Here is a 20,084-nt window from a genome sequence, read left to right on the forward strand (position 1 = left end):
CAGGAACAGGCTCGTGGACCGGAGGCTCGGAGCACCGGAGGTCGGTTTGCATCTCGTCTGGCCTGCTCTTTCGGTTGTTGTCAGTGGTCGGGGATACGTTGTTGGGGTGGCGACGACAGCGATGGTGGGGGATGCCGGGCATGCCCGGTGGAACTTTCGTGTGCGCGTGTCGTCCGCCGCGCTCGCCGCCCTCACGGCCGAGTGGGACCGGTGCCGGTGGATCTGGAACGAGTGCTGTGCGAAGTCGAAGCGAACCCATCTGCGGAACAAGGACCGGCCCGAAGGCGAGGACAAGCGCACGTGCGGTCCGGCGCAGCTCGACAAGATGCTGACCGAAGCCCGCGCCAAGAACACCTGGCTTCGCGAAGCGTCCTCGGTACCGCAGCAGCAGTTGATCCGGGATTTCGGGAAGTCCCGTTGGCGGGCGGCATCGCCCTGACCGTGGTGTGGTCGCGGAACCTCCAGGCCGACCCGTCCAGCGTGCGTGTCTATCCGGACAGTCTCGGGCACTGGTACTGCTCGTTCGTCGTTCCCGCCGGGGTTGAGCCACTTCCGGAAACCGGCGCGGTGATCGGCGTGGACTGGGGCGTGAAGGAGACCGCGACCACCACCAGCGATGCCCACGACCTCCCGCACTCCGAGCACGGCAAAACGGCCGCCGCCGGCCTCGCCCGTTACCAGCGGATGATGGCGCGCCGCAAACCGGCGAAGGGCAAGCCCGGGCCGAAGGGCTACCGGGTGGCGAAGAAGCAAGTGGCGAAGCTGCACAAGAAGGCAGCCCGGCAGCGCCAGGACACCGGCCGCAAGTGGGCCAAGTCCGTCATCCGCGACCACGACGCCCTGGCGGTGGAGGACTTCCGCCCCAAGTTCCTCGCCAAGACAACCATGGCCCGCAAGGCCGCCGACGCGGCCATCAGCGCCACCAAGACGGCGCTGATCGAGATGGGCCGCAAGCACGGCAGGGCCGTGCACCTGGTACACCCCGCGCACACCACCATGGACTGCGCCCAGTGCGGGGCGAGAACCAAGCACGCACTGCCTCTCTCAGAACGAACCTATGCCTGCACCGTGTGCGGAGCCGTGTCCCCCAGGGACAAGAACTCCGCCCACGTGATGCTGGTCCGGGCTGGTCTCATCCCGGTCAGTGCTGATCGTGCAAGACCGGGTGGGGCGCCGCCCCACCCGGCAGCGTGAGCTGAAAATCCCCACATCAGCCCTGGAGGGTGAGGAATCCCCTTGCTCCAGGGAAGGGGAGGACTCAAAGGAGGAACCCTCCGGGGAAGGGGTCGGTGGGGTCGAGGAAGTACTGGGCGGTGCCGGTGATCCAGGCCCGGCCGGTGACGGTGGGGACCACGGCCGGGAGGCCGCCGACGGTGGTCTCCCCGACCAGCCGGCCGGTGAACTCGGTGCCGATGAAGGACTCGTTGGCGAAGTCCGTGCCGAGCTCCAGCAGGCCGCGGGCGTGCAGCTGGGCCATCCGCGCGCTGGTCCCCGTACCGCAGGGCGAGCGGTCGAACCAGCCGGGGTGGATGGCCATGGCGTGCCGGGAGCGGTGGGCGTCGGAGCCGGGGGCGGCGAGGTAGACGTGCTTGACCCCGGCGATGGAGGGGTTCTCGGGGTGGACGGGCCGGTCCGGTCCGGCGTTGACCGCGTCCATCACCGCGAGTCCGGCGGCGATCAGGTCGTCGCCGCGGGCGCGGTCGAAGGGCAGGCCGAGGGCGTCGAGTTCGACGAAGGCGTAGAAGTTGCCGCCGTAGGCCAGGTCGTAGGTGATCGTGCCGAAGCCGGGGACCTCGGTCTTGAGGTCGAGGCCGACGCTGAAGGAGGGCACGTTGGTGAGGGTGACGGCGGTCGCCGCCCCGTCCTCGACCCGGACGTCGACGCTCACCAGCCCGGCGGGGGTGTCGAGCCGGACGGTGGTGACCGGCTCGACGACCGGCACCATGCCGGTCTCGACGAGGACGGTGGCGACCCCGATGGTGCCGTGCCCGCACATGGGGAGCAGGCCCGACACCTCGATGTAGAGGACGCCGTAGTCGGCGTCCGGGCGGGTCGGGGGCTGCAGGATGGCGCCGCTCATCGCGGAGTGTCCGCGCGGCTCGTACATGAGCAGGGTCCGGACGTGGTCCATGTGTTCGATGAAGTGGAGCCGCTTCTCGGCCATGGTGGAGCCGGGGATCACCCCGACTCCCCCGGTGATGACCCGGGTCGGCATGCCCTCGGTGTGCGAGTCCACCGCGTGGTAGACGTGGCGCGTACGCATGTGCGGTCCCCCGGACGGCTAGTTGAGGCCCTCGGCGAGGGCCTTCTCGGTGGCGGCGCGGACGGCGGCCTCGGTCTCGCCGGTGAGCGGGAAGCGGGGCGGGCGGGTGGCGCCGCCGGGGCGCCCGGCCAGGTCCATGGAGAGCTTGATGGCCTGGACGAACTCGGTCTTGGAGTCCCAGCGCAGCAGCGAGTGCAGGGACTTGTAGAGCGGCAGGGCGGTCTCCAGGTCGCCGGCGACGGCGGCCCGGTAGAGCCGGGCGCAGGAGTTCGGGAGCGCGTTGGGGTAGCCGGCGATCCAGCCGACGGCGCCCGCGAGCGCGAGTTCGAGGAGGACGTCGTCGGCGCCGATGAGCAGGTCGAGGCCGGGGGCGAGCTCGGCGATCTCGTAGGCGCGGCGCACGTCGCCGCTGAACTCCTTGACGGCGACGATGGAGCCGTCGGCGTACAGCCGGGCGAGCAGGTCCGGGGTCAGGTCCACCTTGGTGTCGATGGGGTTGTTGTACGCGACGACGGGCAGCCCGGCGCGGGCGACCTCGGCGTAATGGGCGCGTACGGCGTCCTCGTCGGCCCGGAAGGCGTTGGGGGGCAGCAGGAGTACGGAGCCGGCGCCGGCCTCGGCGGCCTGGTCGGCCCAGCGGCGGGCCTCGGCGCTGCCGTAGGCGGCGACGCCGGGCATCACGCGGGCGCCGTCGCCCGCCGCTTCGACGGCGGTGCGCACGACGCGCGCCCGCTCCTCGTCGGTGAGCGTCTGGTACTCCCCGAGGGAGCCGTTGGGGACCACGCCGTCGCAGCCATTGGCGATCAGCCAGGCCACGTGCTCGGCGTATGCGTCGTGGTCGACGGTGAGGTCCTCGCGCAGCGGGAGCGCGGTGGCGACCATGATTCCGTGCCAGGGGCGGGTGCGGGGCGCGGGGGTGTGCGCGTGGGTCATGTGAGAGCTCCCTAGAGTGATGTGTGACATTTTACTAGCGGGTGCGGCGTGGCCACAAGGGCCCCGGCGCCCCGATCAGCGCTCGGCGGGCGGAAGTTCGGCGAGGTGGCGCAGCGGAACGGGACAGGACAGCGGCCGCCGGTCGGGCGCGGGCTCCTCCCCGGCCAGGGCCGCCACGGCCGGGCCGCACATCCGGCCCTGGCACCAGCCCATACCGGCCCGGGTGAGGAGTTTGACGCTGCGGGCGTCCCGCGCGCCGAGGTCGCCTGCGGCCTCGCGGATCCGTCCGGCCGGCACCTCCTCGCAGCGGCAGACGACGGTGTCGTCCCGGAGCGAGCCGGTCCACGCTTCGCCGGGGCGGTGGGCGGCGGCCATCGCGTCGGCGAAGGCGCGCAGCCGGGCTCGGCGGCGGGTGAGGCGGGCTCCGGGCGGCGTACCCGCGATGGAGTGCGCGGCCAGTTCACCCTCGGTCATGGCCAGTTGGGCCCCGCCGATACCGCCGGTCTCGCCCGCCGACCAGATGCCGGGGACGGAGGTCCGCTGCCCGTCGTCGAGGACGAGGGCGACGGTGCCGTCCGGGCCGGGGCGGGTCGCGCAGCCGAGGCTGGTGGCCAACTCCAGCTGGGGCACCAGTCCGTGGCCGACGGCCAGGGCGTCGCAGGGGATCCGGCGGGCGGTGCCGGGCAGCGGTCGCCAGTCGCGGTCGAGCCGGGCCACGGTGACGGCCTCGACCCGGCCGGTGCCGTGCGCCTCGGTGACGGCGTGCCGGGTGAGGAGGCGGACGTGGTGGCGGGCCAGCGCCCCGCCGTGGACGGCGGCCTCGACGAGCTTGCCGGGGTTGCGCAGCAGGACCGAGGCCCGGCCCGCGTACGCGGTGTACGCGGCGGCCTCCACCACGGCGGGCACAGTGGCACCGGCGGCGGCGAGCGACCCGGCCACGGCCAGCAGCAGCGGCCCGCTCCCGGCGACGACCACCCGCTTGCCCGGCAGGACCAGCCCGCTCTTGAGCATGGCCTGCGCCCCGCCGGCCCCGACCACCCCCGGCAGGGTCCAGCCGGGGAAGGGCAGTTGTCGCTCGTAGGCGCCGGTGGCGATGAGCACGGCCCGGGCGGTGACGGAGACGGCCCGTTCCTCGGGGGCGTGACCGGCGACGGCGTGCAGGATCCACTCCGTGGCGGGCGCGGCGGGCCCGCGGCGCGCCCCGGCCGCCCCGCCCGTCTCGCCCGTCTCGCCCGTCTCGCCCGTCTCGCCCGGGACGACCGTCCACACGTGGTGGAGCGGGAGGTACGTGATCCGGCCGGCCGACTCTTGGGCGCGCAGGGCGGCTTCGCGGGTCGCGAACTCCGCCCAGCCGTGGTGGAGCGCCTCGGGGCGGGCCGCGCCCAGGCCCGGGGCGGGGTGGCGGTAGAACTGCCCGCCGGGGCGGTCACCCGCGTCGAGGAGCGTGACCCGCAGCCCGAGGCGGGCGGCCGTGACGGCCGCGGCCAGTCCGGCCGGGCCGGCCCCGACGATCGCGAGATCGGCACGGGCCGGCGCGGGCCCGGAAACGGACGCCACGACGGGCGCCGCCGGCGCGGCGGCAGGACCCGACGGGCCTGCGGGATCCGGGCGGCCCGCGCGGCCGGCGGGCTCAGACGGCGAGGTCGGCATGGCCGGTTCCCTCCTGGGTGGTGACGGTGTCCCCCGGCCGGGCCGGGACCAGGCAGGCACGCTGGTTGGAGCGGCCGTTGACGGTGACGAGGCAGTCGTAGCAGCTGCCGATCCCGCAGAACGCGCCGCGCGGGGCGCCGCCCTCCCGGGTGGTCCGCCAGGCGAGGATGCCCGCGCCCCACAGCACGGCGGCGATGCTCTGGCCGGGCAGGGCGGGCAGTTCCCGGCCGTCGAAGGTGATCGCGTGCGCGGCTGCCGGGCTGCCGCCGACCAGCGAGCGGGGGCTGCGCATCAGTGCTGCTCCTCGGGGGTGTCGGTGGCGGCCGGGTCCGCGGCGAAGCGGTCCGGGCGGAACGGGTGTGCGGGGAGCGGTGGTTCGGCCCCCGCCAGGGCGGCGGCGATCAGTGCTCCGGTGGCGGGCGCCAGGCCGATGCCCGCGCCCTCGTGACCGCATGCGTGCAGCAGCCCGGGGCGCCGCGGGTCGGGGCCGATCGCCGGGAGGTGGTCGGGCAGGTAGGGGCGGAAGCCGTGGTAGGCCCGCATCACCCGGACGTCGGCCAGGACGGGGAAGAGCGCCGCGGCCTGGGCGGCCAGGCGGCGCAGTGCCTCCGTCGAGAGGGTGCGGTCGAAGCCGACCCGCTCCCGGGTGGCGCCGATCAGGACCGGGCCGGACGGGGTGCCTTCGACCACCGCCGAGGACTGCAGGGCGGCGGAGCCGCTGGCGACGTCCGCGATGTAGTCGGCGGCGTAGACCTTGTGCCGGACCACCCTCGGCAGGGGTTCGGTGACCAGGACGAAGCCGCGGCGCGGGAGGACGGGCAGGGTGACCCCGGCCAGCGAGGCGATGTGACCGCCCCAGGTGCCGGCCGCGTTCACCACGGCCGGGGCCAGGAGTTCGCGGCGCCGCGTGCGCACCCCGCGTACGGCGCCCCGGTCCAGCAGGATCTCCGTCACCTCCTCGCCGAGGTACACCTCGGCGGCCGGGGCTCCGGCCGCACCCGGTGCGCGCGCCGCGGCCAGGAGCCGGGCCGCCGCCTGGGCGGGCTGGACCTGGGCGTCCTGCGGGTAGTGGAAGCCGCCCGCCAGGCCGGGGGCCAGGTGCGGCTCCAGGTCGCGCAGGGCGTCCGCCGCCACCTCGGCCGCGTCGACGCCGGCCGCGCGCTGCCCCTCCGCGAAGTGCCGCAGGGCCTTCACGGTCCGCTCGTCGGGGGCGACGACGAGCCCGCCCTTGGGCTCGTACTCGATGTCCGGCGGGAGGACCGCGGCGAGTTCGGTCCACAGGCGGGTGGACAGCAGGGCGAGGTCGAGTTCGGGTCCCGCCTCCTTGTCGGAGACGAGCAGGTTGCCTTCGCCGGCACCGGTGGTGCCGCCCGCCACGGGGCCCCGGTCGACCACGGCCACGGAGAGTCCGGCGCGGGCCGCGTAGTAGGCGCAGGCCGCCCCGACGACGCCGGCGCCGATGATCACGGCGTCCAGGGAGTGTCTCTTGAGCACGGCAGTAATATGTCACATTCTTTAGAGCCTGCCCAGATGCCCGGACCGGTCCCGCACCCCCCTCGGATGCGGGACCGGTCCGGTGCCGGGCGGGCGCCGGTCAGCTGCGGAGGGGGCCCTCACAGCTGTAGCTGGAGGTGCCCGCGACCTTGTTGGTCCAGATCTCCACCGGGCCGAAGGAACAGTTCATGTCGGCGAGGTTGTTGGAGGCCGCGCCCGCCCGGTCGAGGATGAAGTAGTCGACCGTCTCCGACATGTCCTTGAAGTTCTGGTCGTCGTTGCGCCAGTTCTTCAGGTTCGCGGTGATCCGGCCGGTGCAGGTGAAGCGGCGCTTGCCCGGGTCGCCGTTCTCCACGCAGTCCGGCGTGTTGTACGTGGCCGTGGCGAAGGTGGACTTCACCGAGGCGAGCGCCGCGTCGCGCAGCCGGTCGTTCGGGGTGAAGGAGGTGTTCGGCACGTAGAGCTGGTCGACCTTGGCTATCTGCGCGTCCAGGAAGCGGTCGTAGTCGCGCTGGAGGTAGGTGTCCGCCCCCATCCGGTAGCGCCAGGCGTCGTACGCCGCCACGTCGTCGGCCCGCAGGTGGGTGTACATCTCGCGCAGCAGCGTGGGCTTCTGGGTCCACAGGAACTCGAAGAAGGTGCCCGCGTAGCTGTAGAAGCGGAAGCCGTCGCCGTCGTAGGTGGCGTTCAGCAGCTGCTCGACGCTCATGCGGGGGCCGCCGCCGGCCGTGTCGCTGATGATGCTCTTGACGAGGGACTTGCGGACGGCGATGCCGTTGTCGCGGGTGGCGCCGTCGAAGAACTCGGCCGTGCCCTCGTCCATGGCGGTCGTCCGGTCGCTCTCGTACCAGGGGCCCTGGCCGAAGAAGCCGGGGACGGCGTAGCGGCCGTTGAGGTAGTGCGTGTACTCGTGGCGGAAGAGCTCCTCGAGGGTGAGGGAGGAGTCCTGCGGGACGCGGCGCTGGTAGGTGTAGAAGGTGGCGCCGTTCTCGATGTAGATGCCGCCGTTGTTGGTGCCGTAGCCGGTCAGGATCGGGTGGTAGTTCACGTAGTCGGCGCGGGAGGCGTAGAGCACGATGTTCAGCGTGGAGTTGGGGTCGCCGGCGAGCGGCTGGTCGGTGCCGAGCACGCGGTGGTACTGGGACTTCACCTGCTTGCTCGCGTAGTACAGCTGGTCGACGGTGGCCCGGTCCAGGGCGGTGCGGACCTTGATGGCGCCGTTGTCGTAGGAGTAGGTGTAGGGGAACAGCTGCTTCTCGATGTCCTCCTTGCACACCCCGTACGGCTTGCAGGCCTCGTAGAAGTTGAGCCAGGAGACGACCTTGGCCCACGGCTCGCTGCCGTCGCCGAAGGCGGACCGGACGGGGCCGAGCATCGCGCCGAGGTCGGCGACGACCCCGTCCCGCAGGCCCTCGACCTGGCCGAAGCGGGCGTACTCGCTCAGCGCGTCGCGCACCACCCAGGCGTTGCCCGTGTCCTTGAGGTGCGTGTAGGTGGCAAAGGCCTTGAAGGCGTCGCGGTAGGAGGCGTCGGCGGCCACCGCGGAGTGGAAGGCGGCGTCCTGGTTGCCCGGGTAGACGCCCAGGTAGGTGACGGAGAGGGCGGCCAGCGCGGCGCCCGCCCAGCCGGCGTCGAGGTGGGTGGCCGGGTGGGCCGGGTCCATGGTGGCCAGGACCTTCTTGATGAGGCCGAGCTGGTGCTGGCGCAGGCCGGGCGCGCTGCCGGCGTAGAGGGCCTCGCGCAGGGTGCGGGCGTTGCCGGGGGTCGCGTCGAAGGTGTGGGCGGCGGCGCCGAAGTCGGCGATGGCGCGGCGCATGGCGTCGACAGTGGGGGCGTCGGTGACGTCGATCTCGGTGCGCGAGTAGTCGTGGTAGGCGACCGCGTGCAGGTACGTGAACATCTCCTCCAGGTGGGAGGAGTTACGGCCGTCGTGGGCGGCGGCCAGGCCGGATATCCGGCGGGAGACGGCCTGGACGTGCGCGTCCGACATGACCGGGGCCAGGCGGGCGTCCCAGGTCCAGATGAGCCCGCGCAGACAGCCGTCGGCGAGGACGGCCTGGTCGCCGAGGAAGTCCGCGAACTGCTCCGGGCTGAGACCGGTGATCCCGTCGAGGGTGCAGGGGACGCCCGCGGCGACGCTCTTCGCGGTGGGGGCCGCGTCGACCGCCTTGCCGCGCTTCTGCAGGTCGTCGGCGGGCGCGGCGGCGGGCGTGGCGGCGCCGGGGACCTGCCCGGCGATGTTCTGTCCGCCGGGGGCCGGCGCCGGCGCCGGGGTGTTGTCCTTCGCGTCGGCCAGGCGGTCGACCTCGTCGAACGGGTTCCCCGTGGGGCCGGGGGCGGGGGCGGCCTGTGCGCCGGTGAAGGTGGCCGGGGCCGTGAACCCGGCGGCCTGCGTGGTGGCCTGTCCCGCGGTGGCGAGGAGGGTCACGGCTACGGCGGAGGCGAGGAGGGAAGAGCGCACAGCTCTGTGCTTGAGCACCGGGAACTCCTGATTGGAGAGGTGAGGTGGGGGGTGGTGCGTGAACTGCCCTGCGTCACACGGCGTTTGACGGGGGTTAACGTGCCGCGATGTGAGCTGTAACATAGTAATGTGAAATTGCACTGACAAGACCTGTGCGCCCACCAGTTCGCATCTTTCTTGAGGGAGTCCTCGTGACCGACGCGTCCGCCCGCCTCAACACGGGCAGTCACGACCGCCCGGTGTCCCCGGAGTTGTCCCGGTTCATGGCGGGCAACTGGGCCGCGACCCCGCTGCCCGGCTCCGGCCGGGTCCCCGGCCACGCCGTCACCCCGGCCCGCCGGGCGCGGCTCTCGGCCCGCTTCCCGGGCGAGCGGCTGATCGTCCCGGCCGGGGAGCTGAAGGTCCGCTCCAACGACTGCGACCACCGCTTCCGCCCGCACAGCGCGTACGCCTGGCTGACCGGCCTCACCGGCGAGGACCAGGCGGGCCACGTGCTGGTCATGGAGCCGTCGGGCCCGCACGCCCACGAAGCCGTGCTGTACCTGCGGCCGCGCTCGCCGCGGGCGGACGGGGACGGGGAGTTCTACCGGGACCGCCGGTACGGGGAGTTCTGGGTGGGCCGCCGGCCGGACCTCGCGGAGGCCGAGCGCCTCACCGGCATCCGCTGCGCGCACCTGGACGCACTCGGCTCACCGGCCGGCCGCGACGCGGCCTCCGACGCCGAACTCGCCTCCGCGCTCTCGGAACTGCGCCTGGTCAAGGACGCGTGGGAGGTCGAGCAGCTGCAGCTGGCCGTCGACCACACGACGGCGGGGTTCGAGGACGTCGTACGGGCCCTGCCGCGCGCGCTGGCGCATCCGCGCGGGGAGCGGTGGATCGAGGGGGTCTTCGGCCTGCGCGCCCGGGCGGAGGGCAACGGCACCGGGTACGAGACGATCGCGGCCTCCGGCGCCCACGCCTGCACCCTGCACTGGATCCGCAACGACGGCCGGCTGGACGGGGCGCAACTGCTGCTCCTGGACGCGGGCGTGGAGACGGACACCCTCTACACGGCCGACATCACCCGCACCCTGCCGCTGTCGGGCCGCTTCTCCCCCGTCCAGCGCCAGGTGTACGAGCTGGTCCTGGCCGCCCAGGAGGCGGGCATCGCGGCGCTGCGCCCGGGGGCGAGCTTCGGGGACTTCCACCGGGCCGGGATGCGGGTCATCGCGGAGGGTCTGGCGGAGTGGGGCGTCCTGAAGGACGCGGAGGGCGACCTGCACCGGCGGTACACGCTGTGCAGCAGCGGCCACATGCTGGGGCTCGACGTGCACGACTGCGCGAAGGCCCGGGCGGAGACCTATCTGGACGGCGTCCTGGAGGAGGGGCAGGTCCTGACGGTGGAGCCGGGCCTCTACCTCCAGCCCGACGACGAGACCCTCCCGGCGGAACTGCGGGGCATCGGCGTCCGCATCGAGGACGACCTGGTCATCACGGCCAACGGCGCACGCCTGATGTCGGGTGCGCTGCCGCGCACCGTGGCCGGGATCGAGGAGTGGATGGGCCGGCTCCTGGAGACTCCTTAGAGACCCCTCAGACGCTGTGCGGGGTGGTGAGCCGGGCGGTCAGCTCCTCGACGAAGGCCTCCACGTGGGGCGGGCGCGGTCCGGTGCGGGTGGCGCAGAACCAGGTACGGGTCAGCGGCCGCGCGCCGATGCCGACGAGGGCGAGACCGTGCGAAGCCGCGTAGGGGGCGGCCACCCAGTTGGGCAGCACGGTCACGCCCTGACCGCCGGCCACCATCTCGATCACCAGGTCGGTCACCACCGGCATGGTGGTGATCCGGGCCGGCCGGGCGCCGACGGGGATCGGCAGCGGCATCGACGGGATCCGCTTCTGGTCGTAGAAGTCGTAGAGGACGAGGTCGGCGCCGTCGAAGTCACGGGCGGTCAGGTGCGCGCGCGAGGCCCACGGGTGGCCAGCGGGCACCACGGCCACCATCTCGTCCTCGAACAGTCTGGTCAGCGACACCCGGTCCATCTGCAGGTCCGGCTTGGTGACCAGCGCGACGTCGACGAGGTCGGCGAGCAGGGCCGGGACCGGCGCGTCGTCGGCGACGGTCTCGATGCGCACGTCGATGTCCGGCGCGCGCTCGCGGAAGGCGCGGAGCACCGGCGGCAGCCACGGGAAGGTCGTACTGCACTGCGCGGTGAAGCGGACCCGCCGGTCCCGCCCGTCACGGATCTCGCGCAGGTCCCGGGCCGCCGAGTCCAGTTCGCCGAGGACGTGGCGGGCGGCGACCAGCAGCCGGCGGCCCGCGGCGTTGGGGACCAGGCGGCGGCCCTTGCGGTCGAAGAGGGCCATGCCCAGGCGGGCCTCGAGCCGGGTGAGCCGCTGGCTGAGGGCGGGCTGGCTCACGTAGAGCCGCTCGGCGGCGGCGGTCAGCGAGCCGGCCTCGGCGGTGGCGGCCAGGAGCTCCAGGTCACGCAGATCCACATCCATAAACAGGGATTATCACACGCTCCAATCTTCGTCGTGGTGTTATGAGTTGGGCGCTCCTAGGTTCGTGGTGTCAGCCGGTCGGAACCCCGACCGACGACACCGACGAAAGGCACAGCGCCATGACCGACACGCACACGGACATCGACGGCAGCACCACCGCTCTGGTCACCGGCTCCTCCAGCGGCATCGGCCTGGACATCGCCCGCGCCTTCCTCGCGAGCGGCGCCAATGTCGTCCTCAACGGCCGGGACGCCGACCGCCTCGCCAAGGCCGCGGCCGCCCTCGGCCACCCCGGGCGGATCGCGTGGGTGGCGGGCGCCATCGCCGAGCCGGCGACGGGTGAGGCCCTCGTCCGTACCGCCCTGGACCGGTTCGGCCGCATCGACGTCCTGGTCAACAACGCGGGCACCTTCGCCCCCAAGCCCTTCACCGAGGTCACCGAGGAAGAACTCGACGGCTTCCTGACCGGCAACCTCAAGGGCACCTACCTCACCACCCAGGCCGTGGTACGGGCGCTGCGCGCGCAGGGCCGGGGCGGCAGCATCGTCAACATCGGCACCGTCCTGGTGGACCACGCGCTGGCGGGTTTCCCGTCCTCCGCGCCGGTGGTCAGCAAGGCCGGGGTGCACGCGCTGACGACCAGCCTGGCCGCCGAACTCGCCGCCGACGGCATCCGCGTGAACCTCGTCTCCCCCGGCATCATCCGCACCCCGCTGCACGCGGGATCCGACGTGGACTCCTTCGGCGGGCTCGCCCTGCTGAACCGGGTCGGCGAGGTCGCGGAGATCTCCGAGGCGGTGCTCTACCTCGCGGGCGCCACCTTCGTCACCGGCCACGCCCTGCGCGTGGACGGCGGCCACGTCACCGGTCGCGCCTGATCCCGGACCCCACCCACCTGCGCCGGAAGGACATCCGCCACCATGCCGTACGCCGACGTCAGGATCACCCGTGAAGGCTGGAGGCGCCGCCGTTACGCAAGGACCGCCAGGCCGTCGAGTTCCACCAGGGCCTGGTCGTCCCAGAGGCGGACCACACCGATGACGGCCATCGCCGGATAGTCGCGGCCGGCCGACCGCCGCCAGATGCGGCCCAGTTCGGCCGCGTGGGTCCGGTACGCCGCCACGTCCACCGCGTACACCGTCACCCGGGCCAGGTCCGCGGGGGTGCCGCCGGCCGCGGCGAGGGCCGTCAGGAGGTTGGCGAGGGCGACCTCGAACTGCTCCGGCAGGCTCTCGCCGACCACCTTGCCCTCGCCGTCCAGGGCGGTCTGGCCCGCCAGGAACACCAGCCGGGTGCCGGTCGCCGCGACCGCGTGCGAGAAACCCGTCGCGGGCGACAGCTCCGCCGGGTTGATCCGCTCCAGGCTCATCGCGGCGCCACCGCCCCGTACAGCTCCTTCGCGATGATCGTGCGCTGCACCTCGCTCGCCCCCTCGTAGATCCGCGGTGCCCGCACCTCCCGGTAGAGGTGTTCGAGCAGGTGGCCGCGCTGGAGGGCGACCGCGCCGTGCAGTTGGACCGCGTGGTCGACCACGTACTGGGCCGTCTCCGTGGCCAGCAGTTTCGCCATCGCCGCCCGGCGCGGGACGTCCCCGGCCCCCCGGTCGTAGGCCCCGGCCGCCGCGTACACCAGCAGCCGGGCCGCCTCCGTGCGGGTGGCCATCTCGGCCACCCGGTGCGCCACCGCCTGCAGATCGCTCAGCGTGCCGCCGAACGCGGTCCGGTCCGCCGTGTACGCGAGCGTCGCGTCCAGCGCGGCCCGGGCCATGCCCACCGCGAAGGCACCGACGCTCGGCCGGAAGAGGTTCAGGGTGTCCATCGCGACGCGGAAACCGCGCCCGGGTTCGCCGAGCAGGTCCCCCGGGCCGACCGGTACCCCGTCGAAGGTGAGGGAGCCGATGGGGTGCGGGGAGAGCATGTCCAGGGGCGCGCCGGAGAGACCGGGGCGGTCGGCCGGGACCAGGAAGGCCGAGACGCCCTTCGCGCCCGGCCCCTCACCCGTCCGGGCGAACACGGTGTAGAAATCCGCCTCGGGCGCGTTGGAGATCCAGCACTTCTCACCGCTGAGCCGCCAGCCGCCCCCGTTGGCCCCGCCTGCCCCGCTGGCCCCGGCTGCCGGATCGGGCGTCGCCGCCAGCGCCAGCGCCGCCGCGTCCGAGCCCGCCCCCGGCTCGCTCAGCGCGAAGGCCGCCACCGCCCGCCCGGCCCGCACCAGCGGCAGCCAGCGCTCCCGCTGCTCCTCGCTCCCCGCCCGCAGGACCGGGTACGCCCCGAGCCCCTGCAGGGCGAGCGCCGTCTCGGCCTCCGTGCAGCCGTAGGCGAGGGATTCCCGCAGCAGGCACAGTTCCAGCGCGCCCGAGGCGAACACCCGCTCCAGCAGGCCCAGCTCCCCGAGTGCCGCCAGCAGCGGCCGGTTGACCCGCCCCGGTTCCCCTTTCTCGGCCAGTGGCCGCAGCTGTTGCACCGCCAGTGCGCGCAACTGCCCGCACCACTCCTCCTGGTCCACCCCGAGCGCGAATCCGGTCATCCGAATATCCCCGCATCTATCGCGTCCTGTTGACTGCCGTCACCATCACGATACGCTCCTGGAAGGACCTTCCGGCTACGGCCGGATGAACCGCCGCACGGCCGGCTCCACCCCACCCCGGACCGCTGCAAGGGGGGCGACCCGCCTTGGACCTCAAGCCTTCCGCTCACACCGACACCTTCGCCCGTGACCATCTGCCACCCGCGGACACCTGGCCGGAGCTCCTCTTCGATCTGCCCGAACTGGCCTACCCGGACCGCCTGAACTGCGGGGCCGAGCTGCTCGACGCCACCATCGCCCGGTTCGGTCCCGCGGGCGCCGACCGCCCGGCCTTCCGCAGCGCCGCGGGCGAGGTGTGGACGTACGGCGGTCTGCGCGAGCGCGTGGACCGCCTGGCCCACACGCTCACGGCCGACCTCGGCGTGGTCCCCGGCAACCGGGTCCTCCTGCGCGGGCCCACCGGCCCCTGGCTCGCCGCCTGCTGGCTGGCGGTGATGAAGGCGGGCGCGGTGGCCGTCACCGTCCTGCCCCAGCAGCGCGCGCAGGAGCTGGCCACGGTGTGCGCGATGGCCCGGGTGGGACACGCCCTGTGCCATGCGGACGTGCTGGACGACCTGGTCAAGGCCGAGGTGCCGGGGCTGCGGATCACCGTGTACGGGGGCGGGGACCCGGGGGACCTGCTCCGGCTGGCCGAAAGGCATCCCGACCCCTTCCCGGCCGCCCCGACCTCCGCGGACGACGTGGCCCTGATCGCCTTCACCTCCGGGACCACCGGGCGGCCCAAGGGCTGCATGCACTTCCACCGCGATCTGCTCGCCGTCGCCGACACCTTCTCCCGCAGTGTGCTGCGGCCCCGCCCGGACGACGTCTTCGCGGGCAGCCCGCCGCTCGGCTTCACCTTCGGCCTCGGCGGACTGGTCGTCTTCCCGCTGCGGGCCGGGGCCTCGGCGCTGCTGCTGGAGGAGGCGGTGCCGCGCCGGCTGCTGCCCGCGCTCGCGGAGCACCGGGTGACGGTGCTCTTCACTGCGCCCACCGCCTACCGGACGATGCTGGACGCGCTGGGCCCGTACGACGTGGGCATGTACGACCTGTCGGCGCTGCGCCGCTGCGTCTCGGCCGGGGAGAACCTGCCCGCCGCCACCTGGCAGGCCTGGTACGAACGCACCGGCCTGCGGATCATCAACGGCATCGGGGCGACCGAGCTGCTGCACATCTTCATCTCCGCCGCCGACGAGGACATCCGGCCCGGGACGACGGGCCGGGTGGTCCCGGGCTGGGAGGCCCGGGTGGTGGACCGGGCCGGCCGCCCGGTCCCGGACAACGAGCCCGGGCTGCTGGCCGTGCGCGGCCCGGTGGGCTGCCGCTACCTGGCCGATCCCCGGCAGGGGGAGTACGTACAGGGCGGGTGGAACCTGACCGGTGACACCTACGTCCGCGATCCGGAGGGCTACTTCCGCTACGTCGCCCGGGCGGACGACATGATCGTCTCGGCGGGCTACAACATCGCGGGCCCCGAGGTGGAGGAAGCCCTGCTGCGCCACCCGGACGTGGTGGAGGCGGCGGTGGTGGGACTCCCGGACGAGCGGCGCGGGCAGATCGTGGTGGCGTACACCGTGGCCCGCGACGGCGCGGTGCTGACGGAGGAGGTCCTGCGCACCTTCATGCGGGCGGAACTGGCCCCGCACAAGTGCCCGCGCTCCTTCGTCTTCCTCCCGGCCCTCCCCCGTACCGCGACGGGCAAACTGCAGCGCTTCCGCCTGCGCGATCCCGGCACCCGGCCCGATACGCCCGACAGGATCCAGTGCGGTGGCCGGGAAGGGCCACAGCACTAGAGTGAACCCGTGGTCGAGCAGCACACTCCGCGATCCCTGATCGTCACGTTCTACGGAGCCTACGGACGGGCCTTCGAGGGCCCGGTCCCGGTGGCCGCGCTGATCCGTCTGCTGGGCGCGGCCGGCGTGGACGCCCCGTCGGTCCGCTCGTCGGTGTCCCGGCTGAAGCGGCGCGGCTTCCTGCTGCCCGAGCGGGCGGCGGACGGCTCGGCGGCGTACGGGCTCTCCGAGGAGGCGCGGCAGCTGCTGGACGACGGCGACCGGCGGATCTACGGCAGCCCGCAGCTGTCGGACGAGTGGCTGGTGGCGGTGTTCTCGGTCCCGGAGCAGGAGCGGAACAAGCGGCATCTGCTGCGCTCGCGGCTGGCCCGGCTCGGTTTCGGCGCGGTGGCGCCGGGCGTGTGGATCGCCCCGGCCCGGCTGGCCGAGGAGACCGCGCACACCCTGGAGCGGCTGCACCTGACCCCGTACGTGGAACTCTTCCGCGGCGCCCACCTCGGTTTCGCCCCGACCGCCGAGGCGGTGGCCCGCTGGTGGGACCTGGCGGCCCTGGCCAAGCAGCACGAGGAATTCCTCGACCTGCACGAACCCGTCCTGCGCGCGCTCCGGACGGGCCCGGAGCCGACCCCGGAGGAGGCCTACCGGGGCTACCTCCTCGCCCTGGACACCTGGCGGCGCCTCCCGTACGCCGACCCGGGCCTGCCGCGGGAACTGCTCCCGGCGGACTGGCCGGGCGACCGGGCGGCGGCGGTCTTCACCGAGCTGCACGAGCGGCTGCGGGACGTCGGCGCCGGATTCGTGGAACTGTAGCCGCGGCCGATACGTCATCTGATCTTGTGACGAGATCCGAGCGCCCCCCGCACAGAGTCAGAACCGAACCCATCCCCGGGGGCCCGGCCCCTGCCCCGGCCCCGGACACCCGCACGTGGCCGGGCGTCCTCGTGAAGGTCGCTTCCGGGCTGCTGGGCGCTGCGGCCGGATGCCTGGCGATCGCCCTCGCGTCCCGCGCACGCGCCTACTGCGACGCGGCCTGGGAACCGGGTTCCGTGGCCGAGATGGCCTTCCTGCTCCCGGTCCTGGTGGTGGGCTTCGCGGTGTGCGCGGTGGTGGTCGCGAACCTCACGCGGCGCAGGCACCCGCTGCTGCGGATGGTGGCGGTGGTGCTCGTGCTGGCGGTGCTGGTGATCTGGTTCTTCGCCGTCGAGGGCACCCCAGGCGGGTATCCGGGGGATTCGGGGCTGTGCGGGCCGGACAACGTGCCGCCGTGGTGGCCGGGGTGGCTGCCCGCGTGAGAAATCCGGGTGCGGACGCGCCGTGCGCCGCGCCACGATGGGCCATGACCTGGACCTTCAGCACCGACCTGACGGCCTATCTGGCCGCGGCGGGCCCGGCCACGGCCGCGCAGCCCGTCTCCAACACCCTTCTGCTGACCGTGACCGACGGGCTGTGGCGCCGCGGGGCCGGGGCCTACGGCGACGGCACCCCGTTCTTCGGCTGGTGGACGGGGCCCGACGGCGCCGTCGCCGGCGGCCTGCTGTGCACCCCGCCGTTCCCGGCCGTGCTCGGCGTGCTGCCCGGCGAGGCGGTCCGGGCACTCGGGGCCGCGCTCGCCGGCGAACCGCTGCTCGCCGGGGCGCACGGGTTCAACGCCCGCCGCCCGGACGCGGAAGCACTGGCCGAGGCCTGGGGGCGGCCCACCCGGATCGCCGAGGAGCTGCGCCTGTACCGGCTGGCCGGCCTGGTCGTCCCGGATCCCGCCCCGGCCGGGCGGGCCCGGCCCGCCACCGGGGCGGACCTCCCGCTGCTGCTGGAGTGGATCACGGCCTTCCGGGCGGAGGCGGGTGTTCCGGGCCGTTCCTCCGAAGACGCGCTGCGCGACCGGATCTCCTACGGCGGGCTCCGGCTGTGGGAGCACGCCGGGAATCCCGTCTCGCTGGCCGGCTTCTCCCGCCCGATCGGCCGGGTCTCCCGCGTCGGCCCCGTCTACACCCCGCCCGAGCACCGCGGCCGCGGCTACGCCGCCGGGGTCACGCACGCGGTGAGCGAAGCGGCGTACGCGGCCGGCGCCACCGAGGTCCTCCTCTTCACGGACCTGGCCAATCCCACCAGCAACGGCGTCTACCTGCGCCTGGGTTACACCCCGGTCGAGGACCGGGCGGAGGTCGTGCCGACGTGAGAACGTGCCACGAGTGCCTCAGCCCCGACCGGTAGGCGGAGGCCGGCTGCCGGCGCGGTAGGGGGCGGGCCAGGGCGCGGCCGGGCCCTCGTAGGACTGCTCGGCGGCCGCGTGCAGGGTCCAGTGGGGGTCGTAGAGGTGGGGGCGTCCGAGGGCGCAGAGGTCGGCGCGGCCGGCCAGCAGCAGGGAGTTCACGTCGTCCCAGGAGGAGATGGCACCGACCGCGATGACCGGGACGCCGAGCGCGTTGCGGATCCGGTCGGCGTACGGGGTCTGGTACGAGCGCCCGTACTCGGGGGCCTCGTCCGCGACCACCTGGCCCGTCGATACGTCGATGGCGTCCGCGCCGCGGGCGGCGAAGGCGGCCGCGATCCGTACCGCCTCCTCGGGCGAGGTGCCCCCGGGCGCCCAGTCGGTGGCCGAGAGGCGGACCGTCATCGGGCGGTCGGCGGGCCACACGGCGCGGACCGCGTCGAAGACCTCCAGCGGGAAACGCAGCCGGTTCTCCAGGGAGCCGCCGTACTCGTCGTCGCGGTGGTTGGTCAGGGGGGACAGGAAGCCTGAGAGCAGGTAGCCGTGGGCGCAGTGCAGTTCGAGCAGGTCGAATCCGGCGTCGGCGGCGCGGACGGCGGCGGCCGCGAAATCGGAGCGCAGCGCCGCCAGGTCGGCGCGCCCGAGGGTGCGCGGCAGTGCCGAGACGCCCGGCCGGTAGGGCAGCGCCGAGGCGGCCACCAGCGGCCAGTTGCCCTCGGGCAGGGGGTCGTCCATGCCCTCCCACATCACCCGGGTCGAGCCCTTGCGGCCGGCGTGCCCGAGCTGGACGCCGAGGGCGGTTCCGGGCGCCGAGGTGTGGACGAAGTCGGCGATCCGCTTCCAGGCGGCCGCCTGCTCCTGGGTGTAGAGGCCGGTGCAGCCGGGGGTGATGCGGCCCTCGGCGGACACGCAGACCATCTCCGTCATCACCAGCCCCGCCCCGCCGAGGGCCCGCCCGCCGAGGTGGACGAGGTGGAAGTCGCCCGGCAGCCCGTCCGTGGCCGAGTACATGTCCATCGGTGAGACGACGACCCGGTTGCGCAGGGTCAGGCCCCGCAGGGTGAAGGGCGTGAACATCGCGGGTGTGCCGTCCGGGCAACCGAAGTCCCCTTCCACGGCCCGCGTGAACCGTGCGTCGCGCATCCGCAGGTTGTCGTGCGTGACCCGGCGGCTGCGGGTGAGCAGGTTGAAGGCGAACTGCCGGGCGGGCTGGTCGACGTATCCGGCGATCTCCTCGAACCAGTGCCGGCTCGCGGCCGCCGCCCGCTGGGTGCTGGCGACCGCCGGGCGGCGGGCGCTCTCGTAGGCGGCGAGGGCGGCCGGGACGTCGCCCGGCAGGGCGCCCACGGCCTCGGCGAGCGCGAGGGCGTCCTCCACGGCCAGTTTGGTCCCCGAGCCGATGGAGAAGTGGGCGGTGTGCGCCGCGTCGCCGAGCAGCACCGTGTTGCCGTGCGACCAGCGCTCGTTGACGACGGTGCGGAACTGCGTCCACGCGGATCGGTTGCCGTGCAGCGTGCGCCCGCGCAGGGCCTCGCTGAAGATCTTGGCGCAGCGGGCCGCCGACTCGTCCTCGTCGCACAGGTCGAAGCCGGCCGCCCGCCACACCTCGTCGCGCATCTCCACGATCACCGTGGAGGCGTCGGCCGCGTACGGGTAGGCGTGCAGCTGCATGACCCCGTGCTCGGTCTCCGCGATCTCGAAGCGGAAGGCGTCGAAGGCGAAGTCGGCGGCGAGCCAGATGTAGCGGCAGCGTCCGCCGGTCAGTGCCGGCCCGTAGTGCGCGGCGCCGGCCTCGCGGATCGCGCTGTGCACCCCGTCGGCCGCGACCACCAGGTCGTACGAGGCCGCGAGCTCGGCGGACGCCGGGGCCTCGGAGCGGAAGCGGAGGCGGACGCCGAGGCCCGCGCAGCGCTCGTGCAGGATCTCCAGCAGCCGGCGCCGCCCGATGGCCGCGAAGCCGTGGCCGCCGGAGGTCAGCAGCCGGCCGCGGTGCACGATGTCCACGTCGTCCCAGCGCACGAACTCCGCGCTCAGGGCCGTGTGGACGACGGTGTCGGCCCGCTCGATGCCGCCGAGGGTCTCGTCGGAGAGCACCACGCCGAAGCCGAAGGTGTCGTCCGGGGCGTTGCGTTCCCAGACCTCCACCGTGTGGCCCTGGCGGGCCAGCAGCGCGGCGGCGTACAGCCCTCCCGGTCCCCCGCCGACGACGGCGACCCGCATGGCACCAGGAGCCAT

General features: G+C 73.8%; 16 protein-coding genes and 1 pseudogene. 7 read left to right on the forward strand and 10 right to left on the reverse strand.

All coding sequences use genetic code 11. The annotated features are described in order from the left end of the window. The first annotated feature begins 106 nt into the window (after positions 1–106). A pseudogene (locus tag ACZ573_RS13030) lies at positions 107–1,194 on the forward strand (RNA-guided endonuclease InsQ/TnpB family protein). A 64-nt stretch (positions 1,195–1,258) separates the two neighbouring features. Here the strand turns inward: ACZ573_RS13030 and ACZ573_RS13035 are convergent. The 6 genes from ACZ573_RS13035 to ACZ573_RS13060 all read right to left on the reverse strand — a co-directional run bounded on the left by ACZ573_RS13035 (position 1,259) and on the right by ACZ573_RS13060 (position 8,819). After that, positions 1,259–2,263, reverse strand: a complete 1,005-nt coding sequence (locus tag ACZ573_RS13035; RefSeq protein ID WP_471302902.1) for a proline racemase family protein — start codon at positions 2,261–2,263, stop codon at positions 1,259–1,261. 18 nt (positions 2,264–2,281) lie between these two features. Beyond that, positions 2,282–3,196 (reverse strand): dihydrodipicolinate synthase family protein, encoded by a 915-nt coding sequence (locus ACZ573_RS13040; protein ID WP_471302903.1) that lies wholly within the window; start codon positions 3,194–3,196, stop codon positions 2,282–2,284. Positions 3,197–3,271: 75 nt separating this feature from the next. Further along, positions 3,272–4,846 carry an FAD/NAD(P)-dependent oxidoreductase gene (locus ACZ573_RS13045; RefSeq protein ID WP_471302905.1) on the reverse strand — a complete coding sequence of 525 codons (1,575 nt, stop codon included), beginning with the start codon at positions 4,844–4,846 and terminating at the stop codon, positions 3,272–3,274. Continuing rightward, entirely contained in the window at positions 4,827–5,138 is a 312-nt protein-coding gene (locus ACZ573_RS13050) for a (2Fe-2S)-binding protein (protein ID WP_471302908.1), read from the reverse strand. The genes ACZ573_RS13045 and ACZ573_RS13050 overlap by 20 nt, the downstream gene beginning before the upstream one ends. After that, a complete protein-coding gene (locus ACZ573_RS13055) occupies positions 5,138–6,340 on the reverse strand; it encodes an NAD(P)/FAD-dependent oxidoreductase (RefSeq protein WP_471302911.1) in 1,203 nt (400 codons plus the stop codon). Before ACZ573_RS13055 ends, ACZ573_RS13050 begins: the two co-directional genes overlap by 1 nt. Before the next feature lie 100 nt (positions 6,341–6,440). Next, positions 6,441–8,819, reverse strand: coding sequence for a collagenase (locus tag ACZ573_RS13060; protein WP_471302914.1), 2,379 nt, complete (start codon positions 8,817–8,819; stop codon positions 6,441–6,443). A gap of 173 nt (positions 8,820–8,992) precedes the next feature. Here ACZ573_RS13060 and ACZ573_RS13065 point away from each other — a divergent pair, with 173 nt between their 5' ends. After that, the gene (locus ACZ573_RS13065) at positions 8,993–10,366 is read left to right on the forward strand and encodes an aminopeptidase P family protein (protein ID WP_471302916.1); all 1,374 of its coding nucleotides are present in this window, start codon (positions 8,993–8,995) and stop codon (positions 10,364–10,366) included. A gap of 7 nt (positions 10,367–10,373) precedes the next feature. Here the strand turns inward: ACZ573_RS13065 and ACZ573_RS13070 are convergent, their stop codons facing one another. Next, positions 10,374–11,282 (reverse strand): LysR family transcriptional regulator, encoded by a 909-nt coding sequence (locus ACZ573_RS13070; protein WP_471302917.1) that lies wholly within the window; start codon positions 11,280–11,282, stop codon positions 10,374–10,376. 119 nt (positions 11,283–11,401) lie between these two features. Here ACZ573_RS13070 and ACZ573_RS13075 point away from each other — a divergent pair, with 119 nt between their 5' ends. After that, positions 11,402–12,160, forward strand: a complete 759-nt coding sequence (locus ACZ573_RS13075) for an SDR family NAD(P)-dependent oxidoreductase (RefSeq protein WP_471302920.1) — start codon at positions 11,402–11,404, stop codon at positions 12,158–12,160. A gap of 92 nt (positions 12,161–12,252) precedes the next feature. Here the strand turns inward: ACZ573_RS13075 and ACZ573_RS13080 are convergent, their stop codons facing one another. Together ACZ573_RS13080 and ACZ573_RS13085 are read right to left on the reverse strand one after the other, a co-directional pair. After that, entirely contained in the window at positions 12,253–12,651 is a 399-nt protein-coding gene (locus ACZ573_RS13080; RefSeq protein ID WP_471302922.1) for a RidA family protein, read from the reverse strand. Continuing rightward, positions 12,648–13,808, reverse strand: coding sequence for an acyl-CoA dehydrogenase family protein (locus ACZ573_RS13085; protein ID WP_471302925.1), 1,161 nt, complete (start codon positions 13,806–13,808; stop codon positions 12,648–12,650). Before ACZ573_RS13085 ends, ACZ573_RS13080 begins: the two co-directional genes overlap by 4 nt. Positions 13,809–13,954: 146 nt before the next feature. Between ACZ573_RS13085 and ACZ573_RS13090 the strand changes: the two genes are divergently transcribed. The 4 genes from ACZ573_RS13090 (at position 13,955) to ACZ573_RS13105 (ending at position 17,816) form a co-directional block, all read left to right on the forward strand. Beyond that, positions 13,955–15,640, forward strand: coding sequence for an AMP-binding protein (locus ACZ573_RS13090; protein WP_471302927.1), 1,686 nt, complete (start codon positions 13,955–13,957; stop codon positions 15,638–15,640). 9 nt (positions 15,641–15,649) lie between these two features. After that, complete coding sequence (locus ACZ573_RS13095; RefSeq protein ID WP_471302928.1) at positions 15,650–16,450, forward strand: PaaX family transcriptional regulator; 801 nt, start codon at positions 15,650–15,652, stop codon at positions 16,448–16,450. A gap of 131 nt (positions 16,451–16,581) precedes the next feature. Further along, on the forward strand, positions 16,582–16,932 hold the full coding sequence (locus ACZ573_RS13100) for a hypothetical protein (RefSeq protein ID WP_471302930.1): 351 nt from the start codon (positions 16,582–16,584) through the stop codon (positions 16,930–16,932). A 44-nt stretch (positions 16,933–16,976) separates the two neighbouring features. Next, positions 16,977–17,816 (forward strand): GNAT family N-acetyltransferase, encoded by an 840-nt coding sequence (locus ACZ573_RS13105; protein WP_471302931.1) that lies wholly within the window; start codon positions 16,977–16,979, stop codon positions 17,814–17,816. Positions 17,817–17,834: 18 nt separating this feature from the next. On the opposite strand, the gene ACZ573_RS13110 is transcribed toward ACZ573_RS13105, so the two are convergent. Next, complete coding sequence (locus tag ACZ573_RS13110; protein WP_471302932.1) at positions 17,835–20,084, reverse strand: bifunctional salicylyl-CoA 5-hydroxylase/oxidoreductase; 2,250 nt, start codon at positions 20,082–20,084, stop codon at positions 17,835–17,837.

The sequence above is a fragment of the Streptomyces sp. NPDC040545 genome (genome assembly GCF_055595065.1).

What these genes read in the sequence shown, in the direction of transcription:
- ACZ573_RS13035 (WP_471302902.1), bottom strand. Translation starts at nt 2,263, where the DNA reads ATGCGTACGCGCCACGTCTACCACGCGGTGGACTCGCACACCGAGGGC.
- ACZ573_RS13040 (WP_471302903.1), bottom strand. Translation starts at nt 3,196, where the DNA reads ATGACCCACGCGCACACCCCCGCGCCCCGCACCCGCCCCTGGCACGGA.
- ACZ573_RS13045 (WP_471302905.1), bottom strand. Translation starts at nt 4,846, where the DNA reads ATGCCGACCTCGCCGTCTGAGCCCGCCGGCCGCGCGGGCCGCCCGGAT.
- ACZ573_RS13050 (WP_471302908.1), bottom strand. Translation starts at nt 5,138, where the DNA reads ATGCGCAGCCCCCGCTCGCTGGTCGGCGGCAGCCCGGCAGCCGCGCAC.
- ACZ573_RS13070 (WP_471302917.1), bottom strand. Translation starts at nt 11,282, where the DNA reads ATGGATGTGGATCTGCGTGACCTGGAGCTCCTGGCCGCCACCGCCGAG.
- ACZ573_RS13075 (WP_471302920.1), top strand. Translation starts at nt 11,402, where the DNA reads ATGACCGACACGCACACGGACATCGACGGCAGCACCACCGCTCTGGTC.
- ACZ573_RS13080 (WP_471302922.1), bottom strand. Translation starts at nt 12,651, where the DNA reads ATGAGCCTGGAGCGGATCAACCCGGCGGAGCTGTCGCCCGCGACGGGT.
- ACZ573_RS13085 (WP_471302925.1), bottom strand. Translation starts at nt 13,808, where the DNA reads ATGACCGGATTCGCGCTCGGGGTGGACCAGGAGGAGTGGTGCGGGCAG.
- ACZ573_RS13105 (WP_471302931.1), top strand. Translation starts at nt 16,977, where the DNA reads ATGACCTGGACCTTCAGCACCGACCTGACGGCCTATCTGGCCGCGGCG.
- ACZ573_RS13110 (WP_471302932.1), bottom strand. Translation starts at nt 20,084, where the DNA reads ATGGCTCCTGGTGCCATGCGGGTCGCCGTCGTCGGCGGGGGACCGGGA.